16 protein-coding genes are annotated in these 18,415 nt (G+C 54.1%); 6 read left to right on the top strand and 10 right to left on the bottom strand.

Features of this window, described 5'->3' with window-relative positions; translation table 11 throughout:
• Positions 1-185: 185 nt before the first annotated feature.
• Positions 186-2,390 (bottom strand): TonB-dependent siderophore receptor, encoded by a 2,205-nt coding sequence (locus tag DBY68_RS05600; protein WP_108473993.1) that lies wholly within the window; start codon positions 2,388-2,390, stop codon positions 186-188.
• A 221-nt stretch (positions 2,391-2,611) separates the two neighbouring features.
• Between DBY68_RS05600 and DBY68_RS05595 the strand changes: the two genes are divergently transcribed.
• Positions 2,612-3,451 (top strand): DMT family transporter, encoded by an 840-nt coding sequence (locus DBY68_RS05595; protein WP_108473994.1) that lies wholly within the window; start codon positions 2,612-2,614, stop codon positions 3,449-3,451.
• On the opposite strand, the gene DBY68_RS05590 is transcribed toward DBY68_RS05595, so the two are convergent.
• Positions 3,441-4,661 (bottom strand): HD domain-containing phosphohydrolase, encoded by a 1,221-nt coding sequence (locus DBY68_RS05590; protein ID WP_108473995.1) that lies wholly within the window; start codon positions 4,659-4,661, stop codon positions 3,441-3,443. The genes DBY68_RS05595 and DBY68_RS05590 overlap by 11 nt on opposite strands.
• 458 nt (positions 4,662-5,119) lie before the next feature.
• Between DBY68_RS05590 and DBY68_RS05585 the strand changes: the two genes are divergently transcribed.
• Genes DBY68_RS05585 through DBY68_RS05570 form a run of 4 tightly spaced genes read left to right on the top strand, consistent with a single transcriptional unit; the run spans position 5,120 to position 9,112 of the window.
• Entirely contained in the window at positions 5,120-6,466 is a 1,347-nt protein-coding gene (locus tag DBY68_RS05585; RefSeq protein ID WP_108473996.1) for an LLM class flavin-dependent oxidoreductase, read from the top strand.
• A gap of 10 nt (positions 6,467-6,476) precedes the next feature.
• The gene (locus tag DBY68_RS05580; protein WP_108473997.1) at positions 6,477-7,313 is read left to right on the top strand and encodes an ABC transporter permease; all 837 of its coding nucleotides are present in this window, start codon (positions 6,477-6,479) and stop codon (positions 7,311-7,313) included.
• 52 nt (positions 7,314-7,365) lie between these two features.
• Entirely contained in the window at positions 7,366-8,328 is a 963-nt protein-coding gene (locus tag DBY68_RS05575) for an ABC transporter substrate-binding protein (protein ID WP_015965457.1), read from the top strand.
• Positions 8,329-8,338: 10 nt separating this feature from the next.
• Positions 8,339-9,112, top strand: a complete 774-nt coding sequence (locus tag DBY68_RS05570; RefSeq protein WP_108473998.1) for an ABC transporter ATP-binding protein — start codon at positions 8,339-8,341, stop codon at positions 9,110-9,112.
• Positions 9,113-9,141: 29 nt separating this feature from the next.
• Here the strand turns inward: DBY68_RS05570 and DBY68_RS05565 are convergent, their stop codons facing one another.
• From DBY68_RS05565 to DBY68_RS05555, 3 genes are read right to left on the bottom strand one after another with little or no spacing between them, the layout of a single operon-like run.
• Complete coding sequence (locus DBY68_RS05565) at positions 9,142-9,864, bottom strand: amino acid ABC transporter ATP-binding protein (protein WP_108473999.1); 723 nt, start codon at positions 9,862-9,864, stop codon at positions 9,142-9,144.
• Positions 9,851-10,615 carry an amino acid ABC transporter permease gene (locus DBY68_RS05560; RefSeq protein ID WP_108474000.1) on the bottom strand — a complete coding sequence of 255 codons (765 nt, stop codon included), beginning with the start codon at positions 10,613-10,615 and terminating at the stop codon, positions 9,851-9,853. The genes DBY68_RS05565 and DBY68_RS05560 overlap by 14 nt, the downstream gene beginning before the upstream one ends.
• A 39-nt stretch (positions 10,616-10,654) precedes the next feature.
• Entirely contained in the window at positions 10,655-11,422 is a 768-nt protein-coding gene (locus tag DBY68_RS05555; RefSeq protein ID WP_108474001.1) for a basic amino acid ABC transporter substrate-binding protein, read from the bottom strand.
• A gap of 224 nt (positions 11,423-11,646) precedes the next feature.
• On the opposite strand from DBY68_RS05555, the gene DBY68_RS05550 reads away from it, so the two are divergent.
• Positions 11,647-12,465, top strand: coding sequence for an SDR family oxidoreductase (locus DBY68_RS05550; protein WP_108474002.1), 819 nt, complete (start codon positions 11,647-11,649; stop codon positions 12,463-12,465).
• An 18-nt stretch (positions 12,466-12,483) separates the two neighbouring features.
• Here the strand turns inward: DBY68_RS05550 and DBY68_RS05545 are convergent, their stop codons facing one another.
• From DBY68_RS05545 to DBY68_RS05525, 5 genes are all read right to left on the bottom strand, one after another.
• Entirely contained in the window at positions 12,484-13,380 is an 897-nt protein-coding gene (locus tag DBY68_RS05545) for a helix-turn-helix domain-containing protein (RefSeq protein WP_108474003.1), read from the bottom strand.
• Positions 13,381-13,897: 517 nt separating this feature from the next.
• Positions 13,898-14,221 (bottom strand): NIPSNAP family protein, encoded by a 324-nt coding sequence (locus tag DBY68_RS05540; RefSeq protein WP_108474004.1) that lies wholly within the window; start codon positions 14,219-14,221, stop codon positions 13,898-13,900.
• Complete coding sequence (locus DBY68_RS05535; RefSeq protein WP_233503878.1) at positions 14,218-15,339, bottom strand: NADH:flavin oxidoreductase/NADH oxidase; 1,122 nt, start codon at positions 15,337-15,339, stop codon at positions 14,218-14,220. The genes DBY68_RS05540 and DBY68_RS05535 overlap by 4 nt, the downstream gene beginning before the upstream one ends.
• An 8-nt stretch (positions 15,340-15,347) precedes the next feature.
• Positions 15,348-17,084, bottom strand: coding sequence for an FAD-dependent oxidoreductase (locus tag DBY68_RS05530; protein ID WP_108474005.1), 1,737 nt, complete (start codon positions 17,082-17,084; stop codon positions 15,348-15,350).
• A 459-nt stretch (positions 17,085-17,543) separates the two neighbouring features.
• Complete coding sequence (locus DBY68_RS05525; protein ID WP_108474006.1) at positions 17,544-18,209, bottom strand: hypothetical protein; 666 nt, start codon at positions 18,207-18,209, stop codon at positions 17,544-17,546.
• Positions 18,210-18,415: the final 206 nt, after the last annotated feature.

Genomic DNA, 18,415 nt, shown 5'->3' with positions numbered 1-18,415 from the left:
CGGGGCGTAGAAGCAGAAAATAGCGACATCAGGAGACTAATGACAAACGCAAAATTGCCTGATGCGCTACGCTTATCAGGCCTACAGGGCGCCTGCAATAGATTGAATTCGCAACATCTTGTAGGCCGGATAAGGCGTCTACGCCGCATCCGGCAAGAACAAAGGGCACGTTGTCAGCAATCTGATTAGAAGTCGTACGACATCGACACTTTCAGCGTTCGTGGTTCACCCTGGAACAGGTAAACGCCGGTATCATCCACGCCAGACCAGTACTTCTCGTTGGTCACATTGGTCACACCGACACGCCAGACCATTTCGTTCTGATCGGCGTTCAGGCGCATGCGATAACGCATCCCGAGGTCGAGGGTGGTATAGCTATCCAGTTTCTTGGTGTTTGCCGCATCGGCATATTGAGAGCCTGTATGATTGACGCGTGCGGTGGCGGTTAAGCCCTCCACCGGTTTGATATCGTACTCAGCGCCCAGCACCATATAGAAGTTCGCCACGCCCACAGCATCTTTGCCGTCGGTTACGCCATTGGCGGTTTTACGCTGTTCCGCGTTCAACCACTGGGTGCTGCCGTTCAGGCGCAGGCCCAGCATCGGTTCGCCAAAGACATTTAACTCAACGCCACGGTTGCGCTGCTCGCCGTCCATTTTGTAATAATTCTGCGCATCGGAAATAGCGTTCGGTTTTTTGATTTCAAACAGCGCCAGCGAGCCGCCGACGTTGCCGTAATCCACCTTCACGCCCAGCTCATTCTGTTTGGAATGTGCGATACCGGTGCTTTGCCCGGCGTTGGCGGCGGTACTCGGTGCGTTGGAGCCCGGTTGCAAGGCTTCGGTATGGTTAGCGTAGAACGAGACTTGTTCCCACGGTTTGTAGACCAGGCCCACGGTCGGCGTCCAGCGGCTTTCCGTGTAGCGACCAGAAAGGTCTTCATTACCTGTGGCATTGCTGTAGTTGCGTACCACCACTTTCTGGTAGCGCGTTGCCGCCGTCAGCAGCACGCTGTCGTCAAAGAAGCCCAGCGTATCGCTGAACAGCCAACCCTGAACGCGGCTGCGCGAGGTGGTCAGCGGGTCAGTATAATTTCCACCAAACCATGCATTATCCGGCATCGTGACATCATGATTATCATAGATGTTTGTAGTCGGGTTATTGGAGGACATGCGCCACGCCGTCGCGTCTTTGCGAACCTGTGCGGCATAGCCAATATTCACCTGATGACTGACCGGCCCGGTCTCGAAGTTGCCGCGCACGCCGCCCATTCCACTGTAGGTATCAATCAGACGATTAGTGTCCAGACGACCAACCGTCGCATCACCATTGGCATTGACCAGCTTCGGCGCGCTGTAGGTTCCCAGCTCATGACCATGCTGCATACCCCAGGCCGCGTAGGTCGTCCAGTTATCGGTCAGATCGTACTCGGCTTTCGCCATACCGAATTCGTTTTCGATATCGCTGTAGCCCCATTTCTGGCTGTAGTTTTTGGTGGTATCCGGAACGGAAGGAACGAAATCGACGCCGCTGATGTTAACGCCCATCGTGCCGCCGTGGAAGGTTTTCTTCTGGTAGCCGAAATCAAGCGATGAACGGAAACGGTCGCCGCGATAGTCCAGCCCCACCGAAGCCAGCGTGGTGCGACGTTTATCGTTATCGACCGCCCCTTCCCCTTCGCGATGCAGCACGTTCACGCGTGCGCCAAACTGGTTGTTATCCCCAAAGCGACGCCCCAGATCCAGCGAACCGCCTACCTGCGAGTCAGAGGTGTAGTCCACGCCCACGCGAGTAATTGGCGTGTCTTCGGCACGTTTAGGCTCAAGGTTGATCATCCCACCGACACCGCTGCTCGCCGCGCCATTCAGCAAGGCGTTCGCGCCTTTAAAGACTTCCACGCGCTCCAGCATCTGGGTATCCATGACCTGACGTGGCACCACGCCGGCCAGGCCGCCCATGGTCATGTCATCGCCATCAAGCTTAAAGCCGCGAATACGATAGGTTTCCGCAAAGTTACCGTAGCCCTGCACCGTCTGCACGCCCGCATCATTGCTGACCACATCGGCGATGGTTTTCGCCTGTTGATCGGCCATCAGCTTTGAGGTGTAGCCAATGACGTTAAACGGCACATCCATCGCTTTCTGCTCGCCCAGCATCCCCAGACGCCCACCGTGGGCGATTTGTCCGTCGAGGTAGGCCGGAACCGGTTGATCGCCACCCGGTTTAAAATCGCTGCCCTCAACGGCCTGAACCACCATCGTCTCTTCCTGCGCTTTTTTAGCCGGTGTATCAGTGGTGGTTGCCGCGCTGGCGGAGTGCGCTACGCTGCCTATCGCTAACGCCAGCAGCGTTTTGCGTAATGGAGAAGTGAAACCCTGTGTGTTGTGCATAATTCGCTCGTGAAAGACGCTGAAGATGACGTTTGCGGCGATGCTTATTTATCTGCCTGTACGTCCGATGAAGGGCGTCAGAACTCACCACAAACGATAAAGAGAACGAGAACTATACTCATTAAAAATTAGCAATCAAGCATAATTAGCCGGTTAATGAAAGGGATGACGCACGAAGCAGAGCCTGTAGAATGGAGCGCTTACACAGAGGGGGAATACCGGTGCTGCTGAAAATTATTCTGGCGATGGTCGCGTTCGCGGCAAATTCCCTGCTTTGCCGTCTGGCGTTAAAGGGCCTGCATATGGACGCGGTCTCTTTCAGCAGCGTGCGCCTGCTCAGCGGCGCGATTGCACTTTTCCTTCTGCTGCAGCTTCCCGCCCTTAAAAAGAAACCAGAATTTAACGGGCTGAATGCCAGCCTGCTCGCGCTCTATGTTTTCGCATTTTCAATTGCTTATGTCTCAATGGGCGCGGCAATGGGGGCACTGCTGTTATTCGGCACGGTACAACTGGTGATGACCGGGTGGGGTTTCATGCTCGGCGAGCGCCTGACGCCGCTGAAAGCCGTCGGCATCGTTGCCGCCATGGTGGGTCTGGTGCTATTACTGCTGCCTGGCGCAGTGCATCCCCCGCTCACCGCGGCGTTGATGATGATCGTATCCGGCATCGCCTGGGGGCTGTACTGCATCACCGGGAAACGGGTACAAAATGCCGCCGCCGCCACCGCCGGAAATTTTATACTGGCCGTGCCTATTGCGCTGGTCGTGTTTCTGCTGAGCGGAATGCAAACCCATATGGATGCGAGCGGATTGATGCTGGCGGTCACCTCGGGGGCACTGGCGTCAGGCGCTGCCTATTTGCTGTGGTATTCTCTGCTGCCAATGCTCAGCCCCGCGACTGCAAGCACGCTACAACTCAGCGTTCCTTGTCTGGCGGCGTTAGGTGGAATGGTGTTTCTGGGCGAAGCGCTCACCGCCCGTATGCTGATCTCTATCGCAGTGACCTTGTCGGGGATTGGGTTGGTTATCTATGCCGATCGCAGCCGAAACACTAAGGAATAGACGCCACATCCCGCACCAGCGCCCGGCCACCTGCGCGAGCCTGGTTTACAATACTGTAAAAGGCGTCTTTGTGCTGATGCAGCAACGCAACGATTTCACCGTCAATTGAGCCGTCCTCTACGGCTTTATCCATAATGTCCAGCGCATCCTGAATGCTCAGTGGGCCACGATATGGACGTACTTCTGTTAATGCGGTGAAGAAGTCTGCCACCGCCACAATACGACTGGGGATATCGAGATAAATACGGTTCAGATGATAAGGATATCCTGAACCATCAAGACGTTCATGATGGTTCGCCGCCCATGCAGCAATATCGCCTAATTCCGCCACAACGCTAAGTATTTCTGCGGTCTTATAACTGTGCTCTTTCAGCATGCTGTACTCTTTCCTCGACAACGCGCTTTTTTTCTCCAGTAGCCTGATAGGAACATACAGTTTGCCGATGTCGTGAAGATAACCGGCTATTTCAATTCGCTGCTGATCGTGGCTGGTCATTCCGCTGTAATAAGCCAGTTCGCGGGCCACCAGCCCGACAGTCATGCTGTGGGCAGCGGTAAACCCGCTGTGAGTGTCAACAATACGGGCAATCAGCGTACAAATTTGCTGGAAGTCATCGATATCCAGGTGAATAACTTTAATAGGAGAGATAACCTTCACAACCCGAGGAATATTATCGGTTTGCAAACGAAACCAAAAATATTCTCTCTGACTGATAACCTTCAGAAAATCATAAAACTCAACGGGAAAATCAGCGTAACGCTGAGCAAATCCGTTGCAGATATCTTCACTACAGGTTGCAAGGTTTTCCGGGTACAGGCGTAAATCGTATTCAAACCGATCGCAGAAAGAGAGAATAGCTTTTTCCAATCGATAGTTGTCTTCATACCCGGGACGACGGGTGTAGAGAATTGCTTTTGTCTTGTCAAAAATCTCAAGGCCATTCAGCATGTTATAAGAATAACGCTGATGTAATTCATTGTTAGAATGAAAATCGCCGTGTTCGCGACTACGGATATCGATAAGCTCGCCGATATCATGGAGTAATGCTGCAATGTAGAGATTCTTCTGCTGCTCTTTACTCAGCCCAAGATACTCGCAAAGCTCCATTGCGACGATAGCCGTTCGCTCCATGTGTTTCACTAACTCTGGAGAGACAACTTTAATGAGTTCGTTAATAAACTTTATTGATAATTGCAGGGATATATCCATGATTCGATTCTATTTTTCTCTCTTTTACCCAATGATACACCCGCTTCATTTCGTTGCGAAACGAAGATCCTGCAATTATGATTGTCACGATTATTTTAATTATAAATGTCGGGCATATCCAGTAAAACCCAGCCATTATAGCTCTTCTGCGTTATTTTATACTCATCAGCAACACAGATTATATGTTATCGCAAATTAAAAAGAGGCGAACTATTGGTAAAACTAAATAATAATCTACCTACTTAGTCGTACTCTCGATGACAGGCAAAGTTATTGCTAATTTAGCTTAACAATTAATACAAAACTCGCTCATATCAGCCTGCATTCTCTTGTCGTCATCAAACTATAATCAAAAAACAGATAATCTATTCAACATTTGTTATTTCAAATTAGCGGAACTCCCTCGCTATTCTGGCCTCCAGGCGGAACATCCCGTATCCCATCAGGAGGTAAGGCACATGACTAAACAGATAAAGCTCGGCGCTTTTCTGCCCGGCGGTGGACAACACATCGCGGCGTGGCGTCATCCGGACCAGCCGGCAGATGGCGCAACCAGCTTTGAATTTCATAAACAGCTCGCACAAACGGCTGAGCGCGGCTTGTTTGACGCCTATTTTCTGGCGGATGGCCTGGCAGCTCCCGCCGCTGGCGGAACCGAAGGCGGCAGCGCCAAAGTGGCTGGTTTTGAACCCGTCACCTTATTCAGCGCCCTCGCCCCGTTGACCAAAAATATCGGTTTTATCGCCACCGCCTCCACCACTTATGAAGAACCCTACAACCTGGCGCGCAAATTCGCCTCGCTGGATCTCATTTCCGGCGGCCGAGTGGGCTGGAACGTGGTGACGACCGCGACCGATGCCGCCGCGCACAACTTTAATCTTGATACGCAGCATCCCCATGAATATCGCTACCAGCGCGCGGCAGAGCATGTTGAGGTGGTGAAAAAACTGTGGGACAGCTTCGAAGACGACGCATTCATCCGCGATAAAGCCTCCGGCGTTTTCTTTGATGCGCAGAAGGTACACGCCACGCATCACCAGGGAAAATTCTTCAAAGTGAAAGGCCCGCTGAACGTGCCGCGCTCACCGCAGGGGCAACCGGTAATTGTCCAGGCCGGGCAATCCGAGAGCGGACGCGCGCTGGCCGCCGCCACCGCAGAAGTGATTTTTACTTCCCATCAGCATCTGCACACCGCGCAGGCGTTCTACCGCGATATCAAAGCACGCGCCAGAGCGGCAGGCCGTAATCCTGACCATGTGTTGATCATGCCGGGCGTCGCGCCGTTTGTCGGGCGTACAGAAGAAGACGCGCAGGAAAAGTACCGCAAAATTACCTCGCTGATTGTCGAGTCTGACGGTATCGCCTTGTTGAACGGACTGGCCGGGGGAGCGATCAATCTGGCGGACTACGATCTCGATGGGCCGCTGCCGCCGCTGCCGGTAACGGAAGGGATGAAATCGCGTCCGGAGCTGATCCGCCAGATCGCCGATGAAAACAACTTCACCATTCGCGAGCTCTATCAGTGGGTCGCTACCGCCCGCGGTCACTTTACCCTCGTCGGCAGCGCTGAACAGGTGGCGGATACCCTCCAGGAATGGTTCGAGAACGAAGCCGCCGACGGGTTTAATATTCTGCCGCCGTGGCTGCCAGGGGGGCTGGATGACTTTATTGAACTGGTGCTGCCCATCCTGCAACAGCGCGGGCTGTTCCGCACCGCGTACGAAGGGACAACGCTGCGCGAAAACCTCGGGCTGCCGTTTGCCGAGAATCGGCATGCCGCCCAGCACCGCGCCAAAGTCGCCTGAGGAGTGAATCATGAGCATGTTATATCCTTCCACCGGGGCCACCGTCTCCCGCCCACGTAAGGCGGCGAAAACCGCGGCGCTTTGGTCAACGCGCAGCCTGAATTTCTTCGCCCGCTACGGCCTGTTGATGCTTTTCTTCGCGGGGTGGCAAGTCGCCAGCAGCGTCGGCTGGCTGAATCCGGCAGTGATCCCACCGCTCGATAAAGTGGTGCTGGCATTGTGGAACGGCGTCCATTCTGGCGCGCTGTTGGGCGATATCACAATCAGCCTGCAACGCGCCGGGCTGGCGTTCTTCTCGGCAGTGATTATCGGTATTCCACTGGGCCTGTTTATGGGGCAAATTCGCCCGATTGAACGCGCACTGGATCCGATTCTGCAACTTTTCCGTCAGACCTCCGCGCTGGCGCTCTACCCGGTCTTTATTCTGCTGTTCGGCCTTGGCGAAACGTCGAAAGTGTTCGTCATCTTCTGGGCCGCCCTCTTCCCGGTGCTGTTATCAACCATTAGCGGCGTGAAGCAGGTCGATAGCAAACTGCTGGAGATGGCACGCACCTTCGGCGCAGGCGAACTGACGCTGTTCCGCCGGGTGATCGTTCCGGCCTCAATTCCGGGCATTTTCGTCGGTCTGCGTTTATCCGCCACCACCGCCCTGCTGCTGCTGATTGCCGCCGAGATGATTGGCGCAAATCGCGGAATTGGCTTCCAGGTGATGAACGCACAGTACAATTTCCAGATCCCGCTGATGTTTGCCGCCATCTTCCTGCTGGCGCTGGCCGGGCTGCTCGCCAACAGCATTCTGGTGTTCCTGCAACGCCGCCTGTGTCGCTGGAATCCGCGTGACCAGTAATGTTTTGCACCACCCACTATAAGAAAACACTCATCGCAGACAGGAACAGATCATGAAAAAAATTCTTCCGCTTTTTTGGGCGACCACGCTGATGCTTTTTGGTGCTTCCTCCGCAGCACAGGCGCAGGATGAAGTCACGATGCGCTATATGACCAGCCACGGTGGCATTGCGGCCCATGAACTGGCGGATGCGTTAGGGTATTTCAAAGGGACGGGGATTACCTTTAAAAGTGCCGGTTACGCCAGCGGCGGGCCTGAATCCCTGTTCGCGCTGGCTTCTGGCAGCATCGATATTGGTTCTGCGGCTACGCCTGCGGTGATCAACTCCATCGCCGGAGGCAATCAGTTTGTCGCGGCCTATCCAACCAACGGCATTGATAACACCACCAAATCGATTTTCTATGTTCGGGAAGACAGCCCGATTAAATCAGTGAAAGATTTGGCAGGGAAAAGTATCGCTATCAATACGTTAGGTGCACATCTCGATTACACGGTTCGCGAGGCGCTGCATAAAGCCGGGCTACCGGAAAAAGCCGCACGCCTGGTGGCGGTGCCGGGCCCGCAGCTTGAGCAAACGCTGCGTTCCGGCCAGGTGGATGTTGCCGCGTTTGGCTACTGGCAGACCACCTTTGAAGGCGTGGCCCGCAGCCACGGCGGCCTGCGTCCGATTCTGAATGACACGGAGGTGCTTGGCCCTATCGCCGGTGGATTTACCGTTCTGCGCGCGGATTTCGTGAAAGCGCATCCGCAGGCGGCACGTGACTTTGTGCTGCAATCCGCACGCGCGCTCGATTTTGCCCGCGAGAACCCGGAGAAAACGCGCGAAATTCTGGCGCAGAAGCTGAAAGAGCGCGGCGAAAATCCGGAGCTGGCGAAATACTTCACCGGCTACGGCGTGCGTAAAGGCGGGCTGGCGGAAGATCACGACGTGCAGTTCTGGCTGGATGTTCTGCAACGCGGCGGTGTGCTGCAAAAAGATCAGCTGAAAACCAGCGATATTCTGTTAAAAGTCTGAGGAGATCGTCATGACGATACCAAATACGGATTTACCGCGCGGTGATATCGCTATCCGCCGCCTGCATAAAGCGTTCTCTCTCGACGGTCAGCCGTTTGATGTATTTCGCGATTTGAATCTGCATATTGAGAGCGGGCAGAGCATCGCTATCGTCGGGCCCAGCGGCTGCGGGAAAACCACCCTGCTGCGTATTCTTGCCGGGCTCGAGCAGCCTGATGCCGGAGAGGTGGTCATCGACGGGCGCGCGGTGCAGGGAATGAGCCGCGAGCGCGCGGTCATTTTCCAGGAGCCTCGCTTGCTGCCCTGGCTGTCGGTACTGGATAACGTCAGCTTCAGCCTGGATGTGCAGGGAAAGTCAAAAACGCAGGCGCGCCTTCGTGCGAAACAATCCATTGAGCTGGTCGGTTTAAGCCAGTATGAAAATGCCCTGCCCGGCCAGCTTTCCGGCGGCATGGCGCAGCGCGTCGGCATCGCCCGTGCCCTGGCGATCGACCCGGAAATTCTGCTGCTGGATGAACCACTCGGTGCGCTGGACGCGATGACAAAAATCACCATGCAGGAAGAGCTGGAACGCATCCGTGCCACGGAAAATATCACCATGGTGCTGGTGACGCACGACCTGGAAGAAGCGATTTATCTGGCAGATCGGGTGCTGATTTTGCCGAAAGAGAAAGGCAACGCCATCAGGATTATCGATGTGAATCTGCCCCGCCCGCGCGAACGCAGCGACGGCGCATTTGTGGAACTGCGCCAGCAGTTAATGGCGGAGTTTGGTCTGCACTGAAATAACGCCCGGCAGAGGCCGGGCGAAACTCACAACACTTTACTCAGAAATGCCGCCGTGCGTGGGTTTTGCGGCGCGGTAAAGATCTGCTCCGGCGTACCCTCTTCCTGAATAATGCCCTGATCGATAAACAGCACGCGATCGGCTACTTCCCGCGCAAAGCCCATTTCATGAGTCACGATCACCATCGTCATCCCTTCCTGGGCGAGATTTTTCATCACGTCCAGCACTTCGCCCACCAGTTCAGGATCCAGTGCGGATGTCGGTTCATCAAAAAGAATGATAGAAGGATCCATGGCCATAGAGCGGGCAATGGCTACGCGCTGCTGCTGACCGCCAGAAAGGCTGGCGGGCCAGGCGTCGATTTTGTCGAGCAGCCCGACTTTTCGCAGCAGCACTTCCGCACGGCTAATCGCTTCAGAGCGCGACAGCCCTTTCACCGACACGGGTGCCATGATCAGGTTTTCCAGCACCGTCATGTGCGGGAAAAGATTAAAGCGCTGAAACACCATGCCAACGCTTTCGCGCATTTTGTTGAGGTTGGTTTTCGGCTCATGAATATCAAAACCATTCACCGAGACTTTACCGTCATCGGGCGTTTCCAGCGCATTCAGGCAGCGCAAAAAGGTGCTTTTCCCCGAGCCGGAGGGACCGATAACGCACACCACTTCCTGAGGCTTAATCTCGCAGGAGATCCCGCGCAGCACGTGAGTCGCACCAAAACGTTTTTGCAGATTTTCAATGTGAATCACTTTTGCTCAACCTCTTTTCCATATGCTGAACCAGCAGCGACAAGATAAACGTCAGCACCCAGTAGATAATCGAGATAGCCAGATACGGTTCCCAATAGGTGGCATACGCGCCAGAAACCGTCCGCGCCGCGTAGGCGAGGTCGGCCAGGCCAATCGCCGAAGCCAGCGAAGAATCTTTCACAATAGCAATCGCGTTATTGCCGAGCGGCGGCAGAATACGTTTAAACGCCTGCGGCAGGATGACCTTGCGCATGGTTTTGCCCCACGTCATGCCCAGCGCGCGTGAGGCTTCCATCTGCCCACGGTCGATAGACTGAATGCCTGCGCGGAAGATTTCAGAGACATACGCCCCGGCATTGAGGGTAATCGCCACAATACACGATAGAAACGCGCCGTAGTCTGAGCGCAGCATACGGGCGAAATCGACTGACATGATGCCGCTCGTCACCAGCACACCATCGCGCGGGTTGATGAGCAACGGCACCAGCGCGAAGTGCACGACCATAATCTGCACAAACAGCGGCGTACCGCGAAATGCGCTGACGTAAACGCGCACCGGCAACTGCACAAAATAGCGCAGAATAACGCGCCACGGGCCATGCTCGGCTTTCGCCATCCGCCCGAGGCCCAGTAATAACCCCCACAAGGTGCCCAAAATCACGCAGATAATGGTGCACTTAATGGTCATCCACGCGCCTTCAACAAAGAGCGGCGCATACTCCTGGATGATTTCCCAACGAAATCCAGTCATGACACATCCTGTCCGTTTTTAAAATAAGTATCCGCGTTGTTATTGCGCAGGTAAGACAGGCACATCGGCATCAAACCACTGGGTGTAAATTTTGGCGTAGGTACCGTCTGCGACGATTTTCTTCAGGCCAGCGTTGATTTTGCCCAGCAGTTCATCGTTTCCTTTGGCGACCGCAATACCAAAATATTGACGCTGGAATTTGGCATCCTGCACCAGTTTAAACGCTTTTTCCGGATGATTTTTGATGTAGTACTTCACGACCCCCACATCGCCTACCGCCGCACCGAGGCCATCTTCATACAGTTCCTGCAGCATCAGCGGCGTATTATCAAAACGTTTGATATCGGTGCTGTTTTTACCCAATACATCCGAAACCACGATATCGCCGGTGCTGGAGTTCACCACGCCGACTTTCTGGCCTTTTAACGCACTGAGGGAATTCACCGCAGAGTCTTTCGCCACCACAATGGACTGATCGGCCGGGAAATAAGGCGCAGAGAAATCCACCATTTGCTGACGTTTGTCGGTGATAGTAATACCGGAAATAATGATGTCACGATCGCCGGAGTTCAGGGTGGCGAAAATGCCTTCCCACGGCGTGTTCACCAGCTTAATGTCGAAACCTTCTGCTTTGGCGATCGCTTTGATGATGTCGATATCAAAGCCTTCCAGCTGCTTTTGGCTGTTTTCAAACTCAAATGGACGATAGGTTCCGCCAGAGCCCACTACATAGGTTTGCGCCGCCGCGACAGTCTGCGCGGCTAATGCCGCCAGTAAACATCCTGCCAGTGCCATTTTCTTCAACATGATACATCCCCTAAATAATCAATTTTGTTAATTATGCGATTTTAGTGAATAAAAATACACTAACAGTTTTATGAACTCAACCACGCGCGGGTTCGCAAAAAGCGTTTTCGCATCGAAAAGTGTCAGTCAGCTTTCTTTTCGTCCATTCCCTTTTTTCCGTGTGCATCAAACAATTAACAGACGTCTGACACCTGCATTCATCACCATAAAAAGGGAGTAACCCTATGAGCGAATCACATCATTCTCAAGACTGGCTGGGCCTTGCCGGGCGCATCTTTGCGGTAAGTGCCGCGGCAAGCGGCATTGGCGAGGCCATCGCCACAGCATTGGCGCAACAGGGGGCAGATGTCGCCCTGCTCGACCGTAATCCCGAAGGCTGCGAAGAGGTAAAACAACGACTGGCGGCCTATCCGGGGCGGCGTTTAGTGGTGGCCTGCGACGTCAGCAGCGAAGCACAAATCAAAGAGGCGGCGTTGAGCGTACGAGAAAAACTGGGGCCGTGCTGCGGGCTGGTGAACGCCGCCGGGATTTTGCGCCCGGCGGGGCTTGCGGAGATTAGCGTTGAGCAATGGCAAGCTCAACTGGCGGTGAACCTGACCGGTTATCTGCTATGCGCGCGCGAGTTTGCCCATGATATGCGCAAAGCGGGTAGCGGCAGTATTGTGCATATCGGCTCCATTTCCGGGCGCATTCCGCAGCCGTGGAGCGGCGCGTACAGCCCGGGCAAAGCGGCTGTGAGCCTGTTATCACAACAGATTGCCGTGGAATGGGGTAGCGACGGAATACGCAGTAATGTGGTCGCGCCAGGGATGATCGAAACCGCACTGACCGCAGACTATTATGCGCAACCCGGCGTGCGCGAGAGCCGCGAAGCCTTCACCGCCAGCCAGCGCATCGGCAAGCCGGAAGATATCGCTCACGCGGTACTGTTCCTGCTGAGCGACAAATCCGGGTATATCAACGGCGCGGAACTGGGCGTCGATGGCGGCCTGCCCACCATGTTGATGGGAAAACTGCCGCGACCCGGGTTTAGCGGAAAATAAACCAGGCCCTGCTCGCGGTTATGCGTGGGCAGGCGTCTCACAGCCCATGGTCGGTTTCTCACGAAATCCGCGTGGAGACGCTCCCGTTGCACGGCGGAAAAAGCGTGAAAAGTAGGTCGCATCGCTGAAGCCGAGATAATCCGAAATCTGACTGACAGTCATGCTGGTGTACAGCAGGCTACGTTTCGCCTCCAGCAGCAGACGCTGATGTAACACGCTCAGGGCGCTGCAACCGTGAAATTCCCGACACAAGGTATTGAGATGAACACCGGACATGCCAATCTCACTGGCATAGTGCGCCACGGGTAAGTGTTCGCGATAATGATTTTCCACCAGTTGATTAAAGCGACGAATGGCAGCACGTTTGCGCTCAACTTTATCGCTGGCGCTCGGCTGCGGTGCGGCCTGGCGGTTCAGCCAGACCATCAGGGCACTGAGTAGCGAATGAATCATCATATCGCGCGCGTCGTTATCGGACTGATACTCCTGCTGGAGGGTCTCGAAAAGTGACTGAATTTTCTCCCGCGAGTCGCCAACCGGGACGCAGGTGGCCTGATTTAACACCTGTAGCGGGCGGCCAAACTGCTGCTCGAACTGCGCCACCAACGGCGCGGCAAGCGAGAGGGAAAACCCTTCGGTTCCGGGCGAAAAACGAAAGCCGTGCACGCAAAGCGCAGGGATTATCTGGATACAGGCGTCATCGAAGGCGTGCGTCACGCCTTCGATTTCAATTTCGCCCTGCCCTTTGTGAACGTAAAGAAGCTGGATAAGATCCGTATGCTGATGCACGCGGATACACCAGTCATAGAGGCTACTGCGGCTGTGGATCGATTCACAATGCAGCAAATCCGGCGTCGGCCAGTGCAGGCTTTCACCGTAGAGCTTAAAGACCGGAATGCTGTTGGTCAGGTTCATGGTGCCTCCATTGGATGGAAATCATGGGGAATATCGGTGCGAGCATTCTCCCCCTCACCCTAACCCTCTCCCTCAAGGGAGAGGGGATTGATTGTGCACGGTGTTGAGTCCTGCGCTGGTTTTCTCCCTCAAGGGAGAGGGGACTGATTGTGCACGGTGTTGAGTTCTGCGCCGGTTTTCTCCCTCGCCCTGTGGAAAAGGGTCGGAGTGAGGGCATCGGCGCGCACATTTCCCCCTCACCCTAACCCTCTCCCTCAAGGGAGAGGGGACTGATTGTGCACGGTGTTGAGTTCTGCGCTGGTTTTCTCCCTCTCCCTGTGGAAAAGGGTCGGGGTGAGGGCATCAGCGCGCACATTTCCCCCTCACCCTCAAGGGAGAGGGGATCGATTGTGCACGGTGTTGAGTTCTGCGCTGGTTTTCTCCCTCTCCCTGTGGGAGAGGGGACCGATTGTGCACGGTGTTGAGTCCTGCGCTGGTTTTCTCCCTCTCCCTGTGGGAGAGGGCCGGGGTGAGGGCATCAGCGCGCACCCTCCATCGTCGCCCGAATTAACCGCGTCTCCTGCGCCACAATAAAGGGTTCCGACGCCTTTAAATAGGCGGCAAATCCTGGATGGGAATCGCGCAACTGACTCCGGCGTTCATACTCCGCCAGGCTTTCATACCCCCACAGGTGAACAAACTGGTTCTGCGGCCCCACAAAGCTTGTGTAAAAACCCAGCGGATGCCCCAGCGTTTCCAGCAAAATCGGCATCGCCAGCGAATCAAACACCTCGATGAACTCGTTCATCTTACGCAGACGTATGGTGTAAATGCGGTGATCGACAATCGGCATCGTATTCATTTGGCCTCCTGAGTCTGATGCGTCGGCCAGCCAAACGGCCCAAAGCGGTCATACGGTTTCGGCCACGGCGGCGTTTCGCCCAACGCAATCGCGGCATGGATCGGCCAGTTCGGGTCGTCGAGCATCCCGCGTCCAATCGCGACCAGATCCGCCCTTCCCTCCTGCAAGATCTCTTCCGCCTGCTGCGCTTCATAAATCAGCCCAACGGTAATCACCACCGCGTCCGGCAATGCCTCTTTGACCGCTGCCGCAAACGGCACCATATAGCCAGGCTTATCAGCCGGCGGAGTTTGGTTGTAGATATTGTAGCCGCCAGAAACGTGAAGATAATCATAGCCCAACGTATGAAGTTCGCGGGCAAACTGCACCACCTCTTCCAGCCCTAAACCGCCTTCGGCAAATTCGCCGCCGTTGAAACGCACACCCAAGAGGTGCGTTTTAGGCCACGCATCACGCAGCGCTTTTGCAACGCGCAGCGGAAAACGCATTCGATTTTCCGGGCTGCCGCCGTACTCATCTTTGCGTTGGTTGCTGAGCGGCGACAGGAACTGATTCAACAGATAACCGTTGGCGGCGTGCAGCTCAACAAAATCGACGCCCGCCGCCAAAGCACGTGACGCCGCCGCGACAAAACCGTCGATAATGCGCGTCATGCCCGCTTCGTCGAGTTCTTCCGGCACCCGCCAACCGGGTTTGTAGGCAATGGCGGAGGGGGCGACCGTCGGCCAGCCGCCCTCTTCGTCAGCCAGTGAAGCGCCCTGATTGCGCCACGGCGGATTGGTGCCCGCCTTGCGCCCTGCATGGTTAAGCTGCACACCAATCGGTGTGGCGCTGTAGGTGCGAATATCCGCCAGCAGCTTTTTCAATGCCTGCGCCTGTTCGTCATGCCACAAGCCGAGGCAGTGCGGCGTAATGCGCCCGTCAGGCGTGACGCCGTTCGCTTCACAAATCACAAGCCCCGCACCGGAAATCGCCAGACCGCCAATATGCTGGGCGTGCCACGGCGTAGCGATACCATCGTGGGCGGCGGAATATTGCGACATCGGCGGGACGACAATACGGTTGGCTAACGTTAAGGGCCCCACGGTAAGGGGGGTAAAAAGTGTAGACATCATCATCTCCGAATTCAGGATGCTTCACGCTGAAGCAGCGCAGAGGTTTCACCGCGTGCGGCAAGGGAGTTGGCGGCGATATAACCGAAGGTCGCGGCAGGGCCGATGGTGATCCCCGCGCCCGGATAACTGCCGCCCATGATGCTTGCCATCTCATTTCCGGCGGCGTACAGGCCGGGAATGGGCAAGCCCTGTAAGTCGAGCACGCGCGCTTCACTATCGGTTTTCAAACCGTGGAAAGTACCGAGATCGCCCATAAACAGCTTCACGGCGTAAAAGGGCCCTTGTTCAATGGGCGCGACACAAGGATTTGGCTGATGGTTGGCATCGCCAAGATAGCGGTTATACGCTGACTCACCGCGCCCAAACTGAGTATCTTTCCCACGCTTTGCATCGGCATTAAAGGCCGTAACCGTATGATTTAACGCAGCAACGGGCACGCCCATTTTCTCTGCCAGCGCCGTCAGCGTTTTGCCTTTCAGCAGATAACCGTTGCGGGTATAGAGCGAAACGGGCAATGGCGCAGGCTTGGCGAATCCCATACCATATTTACGCAAGGCTTTGTGGTCACAGATTTGCCACGCGAAGGTTTCGTTATCGTCGCGGCAGGTTTCAATCATGGCGATGCCGACGTCATGATAGGAGTCCGCTTCATTACAAAAGCGCACGCCATGGCGATTGACCATGATAAAACCTGGCTTATAGCGATCGACCAGATGCGGGAAGACAAATTGCTGGCGACCAATCTGCACTTTCGATGCCGGGATCCACGCCGCACCGTTCGGATAACTGTTATCAAAACGCGCGCCAATGCGTTCGGCCATCGCAATACCGTCGCCGGTGTCCGCGCCCGGTGGCGTCGGTGAAAGCTGAATGCCGCCGCGTTTAACATGCGGATATAAGTTCTTCAACCGCGCATCATCGCGGGCAAAACCACCGGAAGCCAGCACCACGCCGCGCTTCGCATACAAAGACACGCGCTCACCGTCGCGCTCAGCCACCACACCGCGTACCACGCCGTTTTCCACAATCAGCTCTTTGACGGCCATCCTGGTATGAATCGGCACGCCAAGATCACGCGCCGAGCACGCCAGCCTTGCGACCACCGCATTCCCGCCGTTAGCGGTGATCCCGCGCCCATAGCGGGCAATTTCCAGCAGATGACGGCTCAGCCTTTTCACCACGTAGGCGAAAGATTTCAGTGACCGGGTAGCATTAAAGAAGTGTTTGAGATCGTTGTTCGACGAGCTAAACATCATTCCCAGAAAGGTGATCGTGCGGAGAGGTTTACGCAGCCGCTTCATGTCATCGCCCAACTGGCGAATATCGAACGCTTCCGGTACCACCGAGCGCCCGCGCATCACGCCGCCCGGCGCATCCGGATGGTAATCGGGATACTGATAGAGGTTGCAGCAAAAACGGGTTTTCTCTTCAAAAACGCGCAGCATCTTCGGGGCCTGTTCCAGGAAAGCTTCCACCAGCTCCTGGCGATAGCTTTCGCCCGCTTCGCTACGCAAATAGGTACGCGCCGCGTCGATAGAGTCCTCAATGCCCTGTTGCTGCGCCAGATGGTTGTTTGGGATCCACAGCACTCCGCCGGAAAACGCCGTCGTACCGCCGAAAACGGCCTCTTTCTCAATGACCTGTACATCCAGCCCCTTCAGGCCCGCCGTCACCGCAGCCGAGAGGCCGCCTACCCCGCTGCCGACCACCAGAACGTCGCACTCGCGTGCCGGTTGCTTCATCGTCATAATCCCCTCCCCTTATCCCTAAGAAGAAGAAACTTGCCAGGACTGTTCATAGGATACCTCGCAGATGAATGTTCTAATTTGTTTAATTTATGTTTTAATTTTGTTTCATCTGCATTTTTGACAGGCTGAAAGGGAAAAAGAAGGCCACTTTGTAAGTAAAACCTGCACTTTTCGACAATGACGCAGAAGTGTGGAGTGAATCAAAGTTTTGCCCGGGGGAAAGGAGCAGGAGCAAGAGCGGGTTCCGATCTGTGCGATCGGAACGAAAAAATAGAGTTTAGAAAACAAACAGCAAAATAAAAATATTCATCACCGCGACAATCGATAATAAAGCGTATAAAGTAAATTTGTCATGCATATGATAAGTAATACTTTTTAGAAAAACTTGAAGATTACGGCCTTAACGTTAAATGTTATAACGACTATCGTTAAAACATATCAAAATAGAACAGTAGACTTTTACACAGCATAGGAATAACGGAAAAGATCATTAATATCCGCCCCCATTTTTTTCTCTACGCGTTGCTTTGCGGCATAAACGCTACGTATCCCCAGATTAAATGTCTCAGCTACTACGACACAATCCTGCCCCGCGCTTAAATCATGCAGGATGTTAAATTCTAGCCTGGATAAAACTTCACCACGTATGGACATTGCGTGATGCCCGAGAAATTTCCTTTTGATTTTTTCAGCAACCGCGTCGATTTTCTCTCCAGGATACAAAATCAAAAAAATATTATCGTCATTTTTGAACCAATAGTTAGCCAATGCCTGCAGATGCCTGTCACAGACAAGGATGATTTTAAGTTTGGTTTCTATCAACGTATCCAGCCAGAGTCTGCTTAAATAGCTTCTAAAATAACTTATTGAAAAATCAACAAAAACACAACCAGAATAAATCCACGTATGGCTTTTTTTCAACACACCTTCCGTGATACCCAGAGCAAAATAACGACTGCCTTCTGGCCAGGTGCTAAAACAAAAACTCTGGCAAAAAGCAATACGCACTGATGTTGTAGGTTTTATCTCACAATTTAAAGGGCATGTAATACAGCTTAATTTTTTTAAATTAACTTCAGACAACATACTGCCACCCTCCTCCCTTTTGTAAATATATAGTTCCATTGACATAAATCCTTGTCAATGGCTTCCCTGCCCGGCCTGAAGCATACCAATACCGATAAAACCAACATATACGATAATATTCCTGGTTTAATAAATAAACGCAAAAAAAACACGTTTTAAAAATCAACACTTAAATAATAAACATTCTTCTAACACAAACATCATCCAGGACAATTGCGGCTATCTGTAAGAATTTTACCACGAAA

The organism is Pseudocitrobacter sp. RIT415, from assembly GCF_003057695.2.
Taxonomy (GTDB): domain Bacteria; phylum Pseudomonadota; class Gammaproteobacteria; order Enterobacterales; family Enterobacteriaceae; genus Pseudocitrobacter; species Pseudocitrobacter faecalis.
The sequence above is the reverse complement of the archived record's forward strand: the minus strand, read 5'-3'. Positions and strand labels throughout refer to the sequence as shown.